The sequence below is a fragment of the Ruegeria sp. CDSC054 genome (assembly GCF_059610645.1).
Map to the genome: position 1 here is coordinate 12,890 of NZ_JBXWOA010000010.1, position 15,726 is coordinate 28,615.

Annotated in this window: 9 protein-coding genes; 7 read left to right on the forward strand and 2 right to left on the reverse strand. The window is 55.8% G+C overall.

The window, feature by feature from the left end:
• Positions 1 to 36 precede the first annotated feature (36 nt).
• Together AC2FGC_RS17395 and AC2FGC_RS17400 are read left to right on the forward strand one after the other, a co-directional pair.
• Entirely contained in the window at positions 37 to 1,734 is a 1,698-nt protein-coding gene (locus AC2FGC_RS17395; RefSeq protein WP_496769329.1) for a type I secretion system permease/ATPase, read from the forward strand.
• Positions 1,734 to 3,047 carry an HlyD family type I secretion periplasmic adaptor subunit gene (locus AC2FGC_RS17400; RefSeq protein WP_496769307.1) on the forward strand — a complete coding sequence of 438 codons (1,314 nt, stop codon included), beginning with the start codon at positions 1,734 to 1,736 and terminating at the stop codon, positions 3,045 to 3,047. Before AC2FGC_RS17395 ends, AC2FGC_RS17400 begins: the two co-directional genes overlap by 1 nt.
• A 13-nt stretch (positions 3,048 to 3,060) precedes the next feature.
• Here the strand turns inward: AC2FGC_RS17400 and AC2FGC_RS17405 are convergent, their stop codons facing one another.
• Positions 3,061 to 5,112, reverse strand: a complete 2,052-nt coding sequence (locus AC2FGC_RS17405) for a dockerin type I domain-containing protein (protein ID WP_496783006.1) — start codon at positions 5,110 to 5,112, stop codon at positions 3,061 to 3,063.
• A gap of 210 nt (positions 5,113 to 5,322) precedes the next feature.
• On the opposite strand from AC2FGC_RS17405, the gene AC2FGC_RS17410 reads away from it, so the two are divergent.
• Genes AC2FGC_RS17410 through AC2FGC_RS17430 form a run of 5 tightly spaced genes read left to right on the forward strand, consistent with a single transcriptional unit; the run spans position 5,323 to position 14,807 of the window.
• Positions 5,323 to 9,153 carry an Ig-like domain-containing protein gene (locus AC2FGC_RS17410; protein WP_496725024.1) on the forward strand — a complete coding sequence of 1,277 codons (3,831 nt, stop codon included), beginning with the start codon at positions 5,323 to 5,325 and terminating at the stop codon, positions 9,151 to 9,153.
• A 60-nt stretch (positions 9,154 to 9,213) separates the two neighbouring features.
• The gene (locus AC2FGC_RS17415; RefSeq protein WP_496725026.1) at positions 9,214 to 10,020 is read left to right on the forward strand and encodes a SapC family protein; all 807 of its coding nucleotides are present in this window, start codon (positions 9,214 to 9,216) and stop codon (positions 10,018 to 10,020) included.
• Positions 10,021 to 10,022: 2 nt separating this feature from the next.
• Entirely contained in the window at positions 10,023 to 11,378 is a 1,356-nt protein-coding gene (locus AC2FGC_RS17420; protein ID WP_496769299.1) for a TolC family protein, read from the forward strand.
• Positions 11,366 to 13,513, forward strand: a complete 2,148-nt coding sequence (locus AC2FGC_RS17425; protein WP_496783008.1) for a type I secretion system permease/ATPase — start codon at positions 11,366 to 11,368, stop codon at positions 13,511 to 13,513. Before AC2FGC_RS17420 ends, AC2FGC_RS17425 begins: the two co-directional genes overlap by 13 nt.
• A complete protein-coding gene (locus AC2FGC_RS17430) occupies positions 13,497 to 14,807 on the forward strand; it encodes an HlyD family type I secretion periplasmic adaptor subunit (RefSeq protein WP_496725032.1) in 1,311 nt (436 codons plus the stop codon). Before AC2FGC_RS17425 ends, AC2FGC_RS17430 begins: the two co-directional genes overlap by 17 nt.
• 422 nt (positions 14,808 to 15,229) lie before the next feature.
• Here AC2FGC_RS17430 and AC2FGC_RS17435 read toward each other — a convergent pair whose 3' ends face one another.
• Positions 15,230 to 15,709, reverse strand: coding sequence for an invasion associated locus B family protein (locus AC2FGC_RS17435; RefSeq protein WP_496725034.1), 480 nt, complete (start codon positions 15,707 to 15,709; stop codon positions 15,230 to 15,232).
• Positions 15,710 to 15,726 lie beyond the last annotated feature (17 nt).

A 15,726-nucleotide genomic window follows, 5' to 3' on the forward strand; every position in this document is an offset into this window, starting at 1 on the left:
ATTAAGAACCACATGGCAGCACAGCCAAGACGTGAAATGCAATCTGCGCGCAACCAGGGGATCACATTCCTGGCGCTTGCGTTTTTGTTCAGCATCTTTGTCAACTTGTTGATGTTGACCGGACCTTTGTTCATGTTGCAGGTCTATGATCGCGTTCTTGGGTCCCGAGCGGTCGAGACCTTGGCGGCGCTGTTCTTGCTGGTCGCGTTATTGTACGGCCTTATGGCTATGCTCGATTTTGCGCGGGGTCGAATCGTGGCGCGTTTCGGCGCTCGGTTTCAGTCCCAATTGGACGAACGGGTGTTTGACGCAACCCTGCGCCGATCGCTGCACCCGCGCGCGCGCGCCGCGCCGGCAACGGCGTTGCGGGATCTGGAGTCGATCCAAAACCTGTGCTCTTCTCCAGTTCTGCTGGCCGTCATGGACATCCCTTGGACGCCTATCTTTATCGCGGCAATTTTTCTGTTCCATCCTCTGCTGGGTTGGCTGGCCGTTGGTGGTGGCTCGCTTTTAGTTGTGATCGCGTTGCTGAACCAAATACTGACTCGTCGCAAGGTCGCCTTGGCTCAATCAGCGTCGGCAAAAGCCAACATCTTTTCCGAACATGCCCGACAGGCAGCCGAGGTAGTACACTCGCAAGGCATGCAAGAGGACATCACGCGTAGATGGCAGCGTCAACGAACAGACGCCTTGCAACAAACAATCGCCGCCAGTGACTGGACCGGCAGCTTTACGTCAGTGACGAAATCGCTGCGGCTGTTTTTGCAATCTGCAATGCTGGCGCTTGGGGCTTTGCTTGTTCTGCGCAATGAATTGACCCCCGGCGCGATGATCGCAGGTTCGATCCTGCTGGGTCGTGCTTTGGCACCCGTCGAGCAGGTTGTTGGGCAATGGGCTGTCGTTGAACGCGCCCGAACGGCGTGGAACTCGTTGAGCCAGTTTCTGGATGCCACGCCGCCAGAAAAACAGCGCACCAAGTTGCCTGTGCCCCAAGCCCGGCTGACGGCCAAGGGTCTGACGGTCATCCCGCCTGGAGCGGATACTCCAACCCTCCGCAACGTCTCATTGAACCTCGAGCCCGGGCGGGCACTTGGTGTAATCGGAAAAAGCGGGTCAGGAAAGTCCACTTTGGCCAAGGCGCTTCTGGGTATTTGGCGTCCTGCAGCAGGCGAGATCCGTCTGGGAGGCGCAACGCTGGATCAGTACGATCCAACTGATCTGGGCCAACATATCGGATACCTTCCGCAAGAAGTTACGTTGTTCAACGGAACTGTCGCCGAAAACATCGCGCGTATGTCGGAAGACCCAAACCCGGAAGCCGTTGTAGCGGCCGCCAAAAAAGCCAATGCGCATGAGCTGATTCTGACGCTGGAAAAAGGCTACGATACCATTCTGGAAGGCAATGACAGTCAGCTGTCAGGCGGTCAGAAGCAGCGGATCGCGCTCTCGCGCGCGTTGTACGGAGACCCCGTTTTGTTGATTCTGGACGAACCGAACTCGGCGTTGGATGCCGATGGAACCGAGGCGCTGAACGCCGCTGTCCGCGATCTTAAGGCCGCAGGAAAGTCTACGATCATTATGACTCACCGTCCCCAAGCGATCTCGGAATGTGATGATCTTGCGGTGGTCGAACGGGGACAGGTTGTCAGATCCGGCCCAAGGGATGAGGTTTTGGGTGCAGTCGTTCAAAACGCCGGATCGATCAAGCGCAACCTCAGCAAGGCTGGCAACTGATGCAGGACAAAACAAATAGTCAGCGCCCCGTATGGCGCATAACCATCCCTGCCCTGGTCGGATTTACGGCCCTTGGCATCCTTGTTGGCGGTTTGGGTGTTTGGGCAGTCAACACGCGTTTGGCCGGGGCCATTATCTCTCAGGGCATTATCGAGGTCGAAAGCAACCGTCAGGTGATTGAACACCCCGACGGCGGCGTTGTTGGTGAGATTTATGTGCGCGATGGCGATGCCGTCACCAGCGGCGAGTTACTATTGCGATTGGATGATACGTTTCTGTCGTCCGAGAAAACCATTGTCGAAGCCCAGCTGTTCGAACTGCTGGCCCGCCGGGCACGTTTGGAAGTCGAGCGCGATGGCGCAAATGCCGAAGCTTTGGCCACCCGGTTGGCTGAGATTCAGCAACAGGAAAACATCGACCCTGATCTGATCGCCGGTCAGCAACGCCTGTTCGAGGCGCGATTGAATACATTGGACCAGCAAACTGAGCAACTGGGCAAACAGACCGTTCAAATCGAAAGCGAAATCGACGGTACCGAAGCGCAGCTTGTCTCGCTGCGGCGTCAGGTTGAATTGATCCAAACCGAACTGGACGATCAGCAAAGCTTGCTTCAGCGCGGCCTTACCCAGGCCAGCCGTGTTTCGGCCCTACAGCGTGAAGAGGCCAGCCTCACAGGGGATATCGGTCGTTTGGAAGCCGCCGCTGCGCGCCTAGGAGGCCAGATATCAGCGACCGAAATCTCGATCCTTGAGCTTGAAGCAACACGGCGAGAAGAAGCCATCACGACCCTGCGTGATATTCAGTCCCAGATTGCTGAATTGGCCGAGCGCCGTCTGTCGCTGGACACCCGCCTTTCGCGACTGGATATCCGCGCCCCAGTTTCGGGAACGGTTTACGGCAGTCAGGTCTTTGCCCTGCAGTCCGTGATCCAACCCGCGGAACCTATGATGTATCTGGTACCGCAGGATACGCCCCTGGTCGTCGCCGCGCGCGTCGATGCAATTCACGTGGACCAGTTGCATGTTGGTCAGCCCGTTTTGTTGCGGTTTCCCGCGTTCAATCAGCGTGAAACGCCTGAAATTGACGGACAGGTTATGAATGTCTCGGCTGATACGTTTACCGACGAAAACACCGGCCAGACGTTCTATCGCGCCGAAGTCGTTCCACAAGACGGGCAAGTTGATCGTCTGAAAGGGCAGGAACTGCTGCCCGGTATGCCAGTGGAAACGTTGATCAAGACGGACGAACGTACGCCAATGTCTTATTTGGTCAAACCACTGGCAGATTACTTCAATCGGGCGTTCCGAGAGTGACCGCCCGGTCGCACTAAGGCGCTTCGAGGTTGCCCAGCAGGATCGAGGTCATGTCGGTGGCAATCACGCCATCCACAGCCACCACATTGGCCCCGGTATCATAAGAAACGTCGGTGCGCGTGATCCCTGAAAGGTCCGCGTCACTGTCGATGAAAACCCATTCCGGGCGAACGGCAGTCGGCTGTCCGACTGCTACTTGCAGAATCGACAAAGCATCGAGCGCATTCACCGAACCATCCCGGTTGAAATCTGCCGCGATCAAATTCTCCGGCGAGGCCGGTCCCCATGTCAGGTCCAGTCCGACCGAAATTCGCAAAACTTGCAGCGCGTCCAATGCGTTGATGTCCTTGCTCGCAGTGGAATAGGTCTTGATGACGTCAAACTCGCCCTCAAAAGTGCCGGACGGTAAATTCAAATCGAACCGTCCATTGCTGTCTGCACGAGCACTGATTGTGGCTCCGCCATTTGGGGTGAAGCTGATTTCAGCGTCACTGAGGCTGGGGTTGGCGGTTTCTGAATTGATTGAGACATCCCCTAAAACCCCATCGGAACTGCCCGGATCGAGCCCCCCGAAATCGCCGAAATCGACGGGAATGTGATCGGGGCCGCCAAAACCCGCGCCAAACACCTGAGCGCTGGTTAGCGGACCACCTGAGGCTGAATTCACGTATATTGTCTCATTGAAGTATTCAATCCGGGCGCCTTGCGCCGTCACGGTAAAAGTCAACTGTCCAGGCGTTCTGAGCAGCGGATAATCGAACATGTCCAACCGGTCGACACCAGCCTGAAAGTCCGTGATAGTGGTGGTTTCCGCTCCGTATTGCATGACAAAGATGTCTGCACCGGATCCACCGGTCATCGTGGTCTCGGCCGAACCGGCAATCAATATGTCATCCCCTGCCCCAGCAATAAGGGTCGTTGGAAGAATATTGCCGCTGAGCATATCGTTACCAGCTGTACCGTTAACTGTTCCCAAGCCACTACGCACGACACCCAGTTCTGCGACATCCACCGTTAGTTGGGTCAGCCCCGCATCCTGTTGCGAAGCGACCAGAATCTGTAGCTCATCACCGACCTGCGCGACGCTGAACGACTCCACATTCTGCAAACCGCTTTGAAGCGTATCGGCAAAACTGTCCAAATGCACCAGTTGTCCACCGGGCGTCATGGCGAACAAGGTTATTCCATCATCGCCACCACCCGCGACGACGAACACATGCCCGTTGATCTCGACCACAGAAAGGTCCTGAACCGACTCGAACCGTGTGTGCAGCGAATCCAGGGCATGGTCGGTTGGAATTAGACGGCCATCGGCGGCTAATTCCATGACACTGAGAGAGTTACTTTCAGCCCCCGCGACCACCACCCAGGACTTGCCATATGCCTGTATCACTTCAACCGCTGTGGGCGTCGCGATTCCCAAAGTCGTCAGGGCCTCGCTGTTGTCTACCACTGCTATGGCTGCGGTTCCCCCGTCAACCCTGTAAGTCGAGACAGTGTTGCTGGCCCCGTCGGTCGCAATAACAAAGTTGTCTGCACCAATGTTCAATGACTGCATCGAATCAGATCGTGCCACGATTACGCCCGAGGACGTCAATGTGCCGTCCCCATTCACGGTATAAGTGACAATCCGCCCGGTATCTTCATGCGCCATCATCAGCAGATCGCCGGACCCGGTCGACAGTTTCACCAAGGCCGAAATGTCACCGCCGCCGGTCAATATCCCGGTTTCCCGCAAGGATCCAACGGTCCCATCCGGGTTCAAATCATACCCCACCAGCCCATTTGCCGTGTCGATATCCAATACGAGCTGATCACTGCCACCAAACGAAACCGGAGTCCCCGTGCGGCCCACCTGAAACGTGATCGAACCGCTGAAATACTCGGTATCGACCAGTTGCGGAACCGCGCCATCGACAAGCTTCCAAACAGCAACACCGCCGCCGGGGCCGGTCAAACTGTACAGATACGTGGTCCCGTTAAACGTTTTTAAAGCCGTATCACGGATACCTGAATCGAGCGCTGCGCTTCCTGTTGCAACCACGCTTTCGAACTGAAGCATCATACTACATCACCCCACGCCAAAATTGGCAATGACTGCAGGATGATCCGATGCCCGGCCCGATACCAAAGCGGAATTGTGGTGAAAACGAGGAGTTCGGTTTCAGTTTAACACAATTTTTCCTGGTCCGACCGCATGAGTCACAAACGCGAAAGACTGATGAACAAAACCTGGCCCATCCAGGCGGACACAGACATCACATGTGAGGGTAAGATGACCAAAGAACATGATCCCAAAGCCAAAACTGCAGACGCCGGATCAGACAATGGTCGCAAGGACCACATTCGCCGGTGGATTGATGGCAAGATGCGACGCTGGATTGGACGCGGTATCGCTGGGGGGCTTGGCTCGACTCTCATGGCGCTACCCGCCTTGGCGCAGGCAACGATAGAAGAGCTTTATGCCTATCAGTTTGCAGAAACGATTCCCGGCGTTCAGTCAGTGAAGCTCCTAAAAAACGGGGATGTTCTGCTGAAGATGATAGATGGCAGTACAATGATTGTCGCTGCGGAAAACGTTCAGGTTCTGGACAGCGGCGCGATCATGATCGCCGAAAATGCCGTGAGTGAAATTGCGCAATTCAGTCTGGCTGCCGAAGCAGGTGGTGCCGCTGCGGCGGGCGGCGGCATCAGTGGCGTCGGGGCTGCATTGGGCGGATTGGGCCTCGCGGGGGCCGCCGCTGCGGGGGCCGGCGGCGGCGGTGGTGGAGACGATGGTGATTTTCAACCCGCGCCGCCTGCACCGCCTCAGGTTTTGAACCTCGCGCAGGCACAATCCACTGCGCTCAGCAGCACGGAGGCGAATATCAGGGTCCCGGATGGAACCGAAACAGTGGAACTTACGATCGGGTCTTTGGTCAAGTCCGTGCCACGCAATCCCGATGGAAGTTGGAGCATTTCGCTGACAGCCGTCGAAGCGGCCAGTCTGCCACAAGGTGTTCAGAACGTCACGGTTCGTCACTTGGACAGCGGCGGGCGAGAACTTTCGGTAGAGACCGTATCTTACAACATCGATACAGTACCCCCTACTCTGACAATTTCCGGATTGTCGGACGGTGCGGTCATAAATGCGGCGGAAAGCGCAACGGATCTGACCGTTTCCGGGACGACAAACGCGGAAAACGGTCAGACCGTGACGGTAACTCTGAACGGCGGAACATACTCTAGCACTGTGACCGACGGTCAATGGGCCGTCACTGTTCCTGCCAGCGATCTTGCCGCGTTGCCGGATGGCGAAACCATCGTGTTGACCGCAGATGTTTCAGATATGGCGGGGAACCCGGCAGCACAGATCGGTGACAGCATTGAGACAGACTTTACGGCGCCGACCGTTACCTTGGATCCTCTCCCCGTCGACAAAATCGAATTGGTCGACGTTCAGAACGATATGGAGCTGAGCGGATCGACAACAGCAGCTGATGGCCGGACAGTTATGGTCGAATTCGGCGGGCAAACCTATTCGACAACCGCCTCTGACGGTAGTTGGAGCGTCACTATTCCATCCGCTGATCTCGCAAATCTGCCCTCAGGTACTCCTGTGTCAATAAGGGTCGTCGTCAGCGATGAAGCAGGAAACACTTCGGTTCCGGCAATGACCTCCGTTCCGGTAGATCTGACTGGCCCTGCAATTTCCATATCGCCGCTATCAGTTGGATCCGCTGTGAACGCGGCTGAAGTCGGTTCGGATTTAACGGTTTCGGGAATTACCGGGAACGTAGAAGACGGCCAGCAAGTAACAGTCGTGCTGGACGGCCAGAGTTACACCGGTGCAGTATCCGGCAACAGCTGGTCGGTGACCATCCCAGCGACCGACCTTAGAGCATTGGCAGATGGGGGCACATTCACCATCACCGCAGATGTATCCAATACGGACGGGCTCGCAGCCAACCAGGCGAATGCACCCGTGTCCAAGGATGTCACCGCCCCGACCCTTACCATCGACGGATACTCTGATGGTGCCGTCCTGAATGCCGCTGAGCGTGATACGGACCTGACAATCACCGGGTCAACTGATGCAGAGGACGGACAGACCGTAACCGTATCGTTAAACGGCCAAGATTATACTGGTACCGTCTCTGGTGGCGTCTGGAGCGCGACTGTATCCGCAGCAGTTTTGACGGCACTGTCCGATGCCGCAACAATCCCGGTGACTGCAGACGTGACAGATGCCGCCGGAAACCCAGCACTGCAGGCAAGCGGCAATTTTGACACTGATTTCTCACCTCATTCCATCACCATCACCAATTTGTCCGACGGCCCGGTCATGAACTTGGCGGAACGCGGCACGGATCTGACGGTCTCAGGCACGTCGGATGCCCCGGACGGCACCACCATCACCGTGGAAGTCGTCAGAGCGGATGGCACTGTAGACCTGAGCAATACCACTACGGTCAGTGGCGGCACCTGGACGTTGGTTTCGCCGGCGGCCGGCTTAAATGCCCTGCAAGACGACGAAATTTACAGTGTGAATGCGACGGTTTCAGACACGGCTGGAAACAGCGCCAGCGCGAGTGATGGGTTTGGAACAGACTTCACAGCACCAACTGTGACGATCAACCCATTGGCTGTAGGATCTGTTTTGGACGTCTCCGAAAAGGGCAACGATCTGTCCATTTCCGGGGCGACATCGGCGGAAGAAGGACAAATAGTCACCGTCATGCTGGATGGCCAATCATATACCGGTGTCGCCACTGGTGGCACTTGGTCGGTCACTGTACCTGCGGCGGATCTTTCCGGATTGGCGGACAGTACAAATTTCCCCATTTCTGCAACGGTCAGTGATCAGGCCGGCAATAGCGCCAGTCCAGCGACCACAACACTCGCTACGGATTTCCGGCCGCTGTTAGACCTGAATTCTATAGGGGCGAACAACTCAATCTCACTCGGCGACGCACAGAGTTCTGGCGTTGTTGTATCTGGAACATCCGTTGGCCTCGCCGCTGGCCAAGCGGTGAACGTAACACTCAATAGTAACTCTGTCGGCACCGCTACTATCGCAGCTGATGGAACCTGGTCGCTTGCAGTTCCGGCGTCGGATTTCACAGGTATTTCAGCAGGTGATGACCTGAACTTTCAGGCGCAGGCCACGGTTTCCGGCGGCCCTGATCCTTTACCGGTAACCGGTGAGACGACGGCGCATGTACCGGGCGCATATGTCATTGCAGAAGCGGGTCGGAGCGGTTCAACTATCACGTACCAAATCTTCGCAGACGCTGACCGCGACGTTTCCAGCGGGCTAGCGATGACGATCGAGTTGGGATTTGATCCGTCAGTTGTGACCTTCGACGCAGGATCCGATGTTGGGAACGGGGCTTTCGGTCTGTATCTGTCCAACCCAGTTGGGGGCTCCGTGATCAACTTTGCAGGTGTCGCGACCAGCTTTACGGATCTGAACCAACCCCTGGTGACATTCACCATGACCGTTCAGGATCCCAGCAAACCGGTTGAACTGTCGCTTACCACCCCGGATGGGGGTCCGACGACCGTCATAATCGGCACTGATGGAAATGACACCCTGGTCGCCAGCGATGTGGACAGCTTTGTTCGTGGTCAGGACGGCGACGACGCCATCAATGTCTCGGACGCGGGTCGCGACGTCGTTGTGTTCGAAGCCGCCCCTGCGGCAAACGGGGTAGACACGATCACCGGCTTTTCACTCGGAGCGGCAGAGGATGTGGCAGATGCGTTGATGTTCAATGGCCTCGATCACTCTACCTTGCGCGGCGATGGCACGGGCATTGAGACATTAAATGTAGGCGGCGCGGTTGGTGCCAACACGGGCGTCATCGGCTTAACCACAGTTCTGGCAGACCTGTCGACCAATACAATTGAAACTGCCGTCGAAAGTTTGACGGGACTTCAGGCGGGTGACGAGATGTACGTACTCGCGACAGATGGAGACGATAGCGTTCTGGTCAGGGTCGACTATTCCTCCCCGACTGCAGCCACCGTTGAAACCATGGCGCAATTTTCGGGGTTAGACGATCTGAGCGGATTGAGCGCGGACAATATCCTGATCGCCGACCCGACCGGAGCAACGGCTTGATCAAAACACGGACTGCCGGCTTTTCAACCGGCAGCCACTCCATACACCAAAGGATCAAACATGGCAGAGAACGGCCTGTTTCCAGTCACATATGAGCGGCACGGTGACAAATACTGGAAGCGTTTTTCATCTTACCACTTTGCGGAAACCCAGCAGGCTTGCTCGATTGTCGAGAAAGAAATTCTGCTCGTCGCGGCCACGTATCCGGTAATGTTTCGCGAAATCAGGGGGGAAATTGAACCTGTAGCACTAATGTCATTGAATCCGGACGCGCCAACCCCTTTTGTGTCCGACGAAGGGCGATGGTTGGCCGCCTACATTCCGTCCGCGTTGCGGTGCCCGCCATTTCAAGCGGGTTTGCCGAGTAAAACGGGTTGTGATCCGCAACTTCTGATCGATGAATCTTCTGGTCTGGTCACCGATGCTCCGAAGGACGAACCGTTCTTTACCGATGCTGGTGAGTTGACCGTTGAGCTTTCAAACGTCCTCAGATTTTTTCAAGCACGAGAGGCCTCGGCCAAGGACATTCGGTCCGTGTGTAACGTCATTCAAGGGATGGGTCTTTTTGAACAAATGGCAAGCTACGATGACGTCGCGCTGCCGGCAGGGTATCTGGTCCTGGATGTCCGACGCTTGAAGGCTCTTTCGCAGACAGAGAAACTTGCATTGTTCGATGTCGGTGCAATTCAATTACTGCACGCCCATCAAGTATCACTTTCACACATTTCTTGGCTGTCGCAGGCGCAAGAGCAGCTGGCGAAGCCAAAACTTCAAAACCAATATACCGAAAATTCAGACATTTCGCGTTTCCTTACCGCCATGGCACACGCTCAAAATGACGAACTTTTTATGGCTGGTGAGGTGTGAAAATGCCTCTGATCTCCTGCAACTCTGGCCTAAAGTATCTTGCCTGTCTGTGTATTCCTTTGATGGCGGCTTGCGCGCCTCCACCCGACCTTACGGGCGTAGAGGTTTCTCTGTCAGCAGGTTCTGTCGGGGCTGGTGCGCAGCCCCCCCTTCCACGTCTGACGCAAAGCGAGTTTGGTCAACGGGTGCGGGCGGCCGTCGAAACCAACCCAAACCTCGCACAAAGCGCGACACGACTGGAAATCGCAGACGCTGACGAAAATGCGGCCAAGGGTGCTTTCCTTCCTCGCGTATCAATGGGAATCAATGCGCGATCACAGCGTGTGAATTCCGATATTGCAGACTTCACCCCGTATCTGCGCGTTTCGCAACTCGTCTATGACGGAGGCGCTGCGTCGGGCGAACTGGCTGCGGCTCAGGCTCGCGTCCTCGAAAGCCGGGGCGGTCAACTGCAAACCGCTGCGGCGCTGGCCCTTGCCGCAATCGAAGCGTATGTTGTGGTCCTTGATCGACGAAAGATCCTGGAAATCTCAGCCCAGAATGTTGAGGTGCACGCTGAGATCGTGCGCCAGATCACCGAACGCAGCACGCAGGGCGTGGGCTCAAATGCAGACGTTTTGACCGCACGCTCGCGCATGGCAGACGCGCGAACGCAGCTTGCCGATGCAGAGGCTCGGACAGACAGGGCGGAGGCACAGTACCAGGAAGTCTTCGGACGCCCACCGGGGGCACTTACCGCTCCGGTCGCTGCGCCCAAATTGGCCAGAACGGATTCGCAAATCGTTTTGGACAGCCCACAAGTACGACGTGCGAATGCCGCTTTGATCGCTGCAAAGGCCGAGCAAACTGCAGCCATTGCGCGGCGACAGCCAGGTGTAGAAATCGCGGCTTTTGCAGATCGCGATGACAGCAATGATGCTAATTTCGGTGTCGACCTGTCCGTAAACTATGAACTGGACAGCACCGGTCAACGTAAGGCTGCCATAGCTGCTGCCCAAGCTCAGGTGAAAGAGGCCGAATTCGCCCGTGAGACGTTAATTCGAGAAATCCGCCGCGAATTAGAGTTCATCCGGTCAGATCAGGACGCAGGCGCGGTTCGCCTGCAAGCGGCTCGTTTAGCTGCCCAGGCCAACGCCGAAAGCGTGGAAGCTGCACGGGCCCAATTCACCATCGGCCGACGCAGCTTGGTCGAGATACTGGATGCACAGAGAGACTATGTGAACGCGCAGCAAAGGCTGATTTTGGCGGAACAAAGCTTCTTCCTCACAAACTACGCTGCCCTCAGCCTGACTGGGGACATTCTGGATTACCTCGGCATTTCGATTGCAAACACAGGTGAAGATTCATGGCCGCGTTGAACCCTTTGGCACCTAAACAAGAGCTTTCTCCGTTGGAAATTTGCTTGCTGCACGTCGCCTCGCATCTTGGTCGCTCAATCACGGTTGGGGCAGTTCACGCTGCGCAATCCGGCACCGCAAGCCATTTGACCCAGCGCGATGCACTCGAAGTGGCACGCCATGCCGGGTTGCAGGCGGGATTTGGGTCGCGAAAACTTGCGGATTTCGATGACACACTGGTCCCAGCAATTTTTCTGTTGGACGACAATAAAGCAGTTGTATTTCACGGGCGTACCAAGAGCGGCCGTTTTCTGATTTTCGACCCTGAGATGGGGGAAGGCATCGGAGAGGTTGAAGAAACAGTTTTAGGGAAAAGCTACACCAGCTACACACTTTTGTTTCGGCGCAGCCACAATGAGGAAACACCAGGTCGAAACAGGACCGCATCCGGGCATTGGTTTTGGTCGGCCATGTTGGCAAACCGCTGGTCTTATGCGCAAGTGGTGCTTGCCGCCGCGGTAGCGAATTTTTTGGGTCTTTCCACATCCGTTTTCATCATGGTCGTCTATGACAGGGTTCTTCCGAATGAGGCGACGGAATCCCTTATCGCACTGACCGCAGGGGTTGGTCTTGCCCTTTCTTTCGATTTCGCCCTCAAACTCTTGCGCGCTGGCTTTATTGATCGGGCCGGGCAAAAGGCCGACATGTTTATGGGGCGGCGCGTTTTTGACCAGGTTTTGAATATCAAAATGAAATCGCGGACCGGATCGACCGGTGCTATGGCCAGCACGATCCGCGAATTTGAAACTCTGCGCGAGTTTTTTACATCGGCAACTCTGGTCGCCCTCGTGGACCTGCCCTTCATCGCCCTCTTTATACTGGTCATTCACCTCGTTGGTGGACCTCTGGCGCTGATACCTGCCCTTGCCGTTCCGATTGTTTTGATTGCGGGCCTGGCAGTGCAACCAATGTTATCGCGCTTGGCCGAAAAAAGTTTTGCGGACGGTCAGTCAAAACAATCCGTACTGGTCGAGACCGTTTCCGGTCTTGAAACCATCAAAACAACCGCAGCGGCAAAACAAATGCGGGCGCGATGGGAAGATGCTATCGAGCGGCAGTCCTCCCATGGAATCCGCAGCCGGACAGTTACCCAATTCGCATTGAACCTGACAGGATTCACGCAACAGGCGGCGCAGGTCCTGATTGTTTTCTTCGGCGTGTTCCTGATCACTGAAGGGCAGGCAAGTATGGGTGCGTTAATTGCGTCTGTAATGCTGACTGGACGCGCGCTGGCGCCACTGGGGCAGCTTGCCCAGACACTCACACGTGTGAACCAGGCGCGCAGCGCGTATCGCAATCTAAACGCTTTGATGCGGGCGGAAAATGAGCGGCCCGAAGGACGCAACTGGATCAGTCGACCACATGCAAAAGGCCGCATTTCTTTCAAAGATGTGCATTTTGCCTATCCTGAACAAGCCGATGATGCCCTTTCAGGTGTCTCATTCGACATAGAACCGGGTGAAAAAGTTGCCATTCTGGGCGCGATCGGATCCGGGAAAAGCACCATCGCGCGTTTGATGCTCGGTTTATTCGAGCCGAGGACCGGTTCGGTAATGCTGGATGGGGTCGATATCCGTCAGATTGACCCCGGCGACTTACGTCGCAATGTCGGTTCGGTTTTGCAGGACGTTTGGCTTTTTTCCGGCTCAATTCGCGAAAACATTGCCAGCGGTGCGATCCGGCCCATGGATCAAGATTTGATCAGAGCGGGCCACGTGGCCGGGGTTGAAGATTTTATCGCGCATTGCCCCAACGGCTATGACCAACAACTGGCAGAACGTGGCGAAGGAATATCGGGCGGCCAGCGTCAAGCCATCGCGCTGGCCCGCGCGCTGATTGGACGCCCACCAGTGTTGTTGTTGGATGAACCGACCAGTGCAATGGATGTGAAGACCGAAGCCGAGGTTATCAAGCGTCTGAAACAAGAAACCAAAGACACCACAATGGTTATCGTCACACATCGGACCAGCCTGCTTGATCTGGTCGACAGGGTCATTGTGGTCGAACGCGGCCGGGTCGGCGCAGACGGTCCAAAAAGCATGCTGACCCAGCGCGCGCGCGCAACAGGGAGGCATCTGAATGTCGCGGCATCCTGACCTTGCCATGATGGCAAGAGAAATGCGGGGGAAATCTCCGTTGGGGGGATCTCTCCTGTTGCTTGTTATCCTTGCCTGCCTCGTCTCCGCCGGGCTTTGGGCCTACATGACGGAACTCGACGACGTGACCCGCGTGGATGGCCGGATTGTGCCGTCGGCGGACGTGCAGTTGATTGAGGCAACAGAACCCGGAGTATTACAATACTTGCACGTCGCGGAAGGGCTGGTTGTCGACAAGGGAACGCTGTTAATGGAGTTCGACACAACGCAGATCGACAGTCAGTTGAGCCAGGAACAACAGCGCGCATATGGATTAATGGCTCGGGCCCAACGATTGCAGGCAGAGATTGACGGCACCCAGCTTACCTTCTCAGGAAAGCTGATTGAAGGCGCGCCAGAAGTGGTCAGAACCGAAACTGCTTTGTATCAGGGCCGTCAGGCGGAACTGGCCGCTGAAATCGCCATTCTGGAGCGACAGCGTGAGCAGCGCCAGCGCGAGTATGAGGAAGGGCTGGTAGACCAGGTGACAGCCGAAGAGACGCTTGGGATTCTGGCCGAAGAACACGCCATCATGACCCCGTTGGTGAAAAAACGGATGGAGCCTGCGACAACGCTTTTGTCGCTGCGCCGCAGTTCCGCTGAATGGGAGGGTCGCAAGGTCCGTGCAGTTGCAGTGACCAACAGGTTGAAAACCGGACTGGAAGAAATCGACGATCGTATTCAAGCCGCACATAGCAGGTTCCGGAGCGCAGCGCTCACCGACCTTGCGGTCTCGACAGCCGAACTCGCGGCACTTCGGCCGTCCTTACCGGCCTTGCAAGACCGCGCGGATCGCGCACAGATCAGATCACCCGTGCGTGGAATCATAAATCGCGTTCACCGGACAACGATTGGCAGTTTGGCACGCAGCGGTGAAGAACTGATCGAGATTGTTCCATTGGACGACAGGCTTCTGGTCGAGGCCTATGTTCGCCCCGAAGATATCGCGTTTCTACACGCAGGCCAGCCCGTTAAGGTGAAAATTACGGCCTATGATTTTGCGCGTTACGGCGCGCTGGACGGTGAGATCACCCGCATAGGCGCCAACACGGTGACAAGGCCCGAACGCAATGATGAAGAGGTCTTTGTCATCGAAATCCAGACACGTCACGCTATTTTGGACGCAAGCGGCGTAGCCGTCGAGATCATCCCGGGGATGATTGCGGAAGTGGATATCTTATCTGGCAAGAAAACGGTTCTAGACTACTTTTTGCAACCCGTAATCAAGATCAAAGATCGCGCCCTGCGTGAATAATCAAGCGCTGTGTGAAACGCAGGATCAGCGATTGTGCCGCGAGTTTTTGAGTGAACAAAGTCGGCTTCTTGGAGGGTGCACCTATCCCGCAATCTCGGCAAACACCCGAAATCCGGTTGTTGAATTGCTAGGGTAACTGGCGTTTTAGAACTATGTTGGCAACTTCAATTGTAGTGGTTCCGATGTGATCTGACCGTTGGCTGTTTTTCCGGCAGTGTCTGTCCGTTCAAGTTTGATTCAGGAACTTTTCCTTCCAGATCTCTTTGCCCTTGATTATGATTTGGAATGGCGTTTGTGGGGTATGGCTGCTCCCGGTACGATTATGGCGGTCTTCGTTCGATCAATGTTCCATGCCCGGCACGATCAAGGGTCCGATTTCGATGACCAGCACCAGACAGATGCCTGTATGCAAAAAACAGTCGTTATGGCAGAATATCTGATACCTTGCTGAATCCCGTCAGATCGAAACCAAAGGAGATTGGATCTCTTGCTGTGTTTTTACTTTCGATCGTAAATTGCTTACCCGCCCGCATCGCAGACATCCACTCTGTTGAGACAGCGGAACGAGCAAAGCAGCCTTGAGCCTCGCAGGTCAGAAACTCCAGACGGGCGACTTCGACGTCATCGACCATTGCGATCACCCCTTCGGAAAACAGAAGACCAAACGGCAAGGTCAGCACGGCTTCGGTCTCATCTTTTCCCGCAGGCTTCACGAACGCAACGGAGGTAAGCCTCTGATTGTTTTCGGTCAAAACAATACTCTGGGTCATTTCACAGACCAGCTCGGTTCCGTTGCCCGGATTTCCACAATTTACCGACCACGGGAGTGTGCCGTTCTCTTGCGCGGCAAGAGGATGTGTCAAACCCAGTGAGATTCCTAGCGCACCAAGCCAAATTTTCATACTGCCGTCCCTCATTG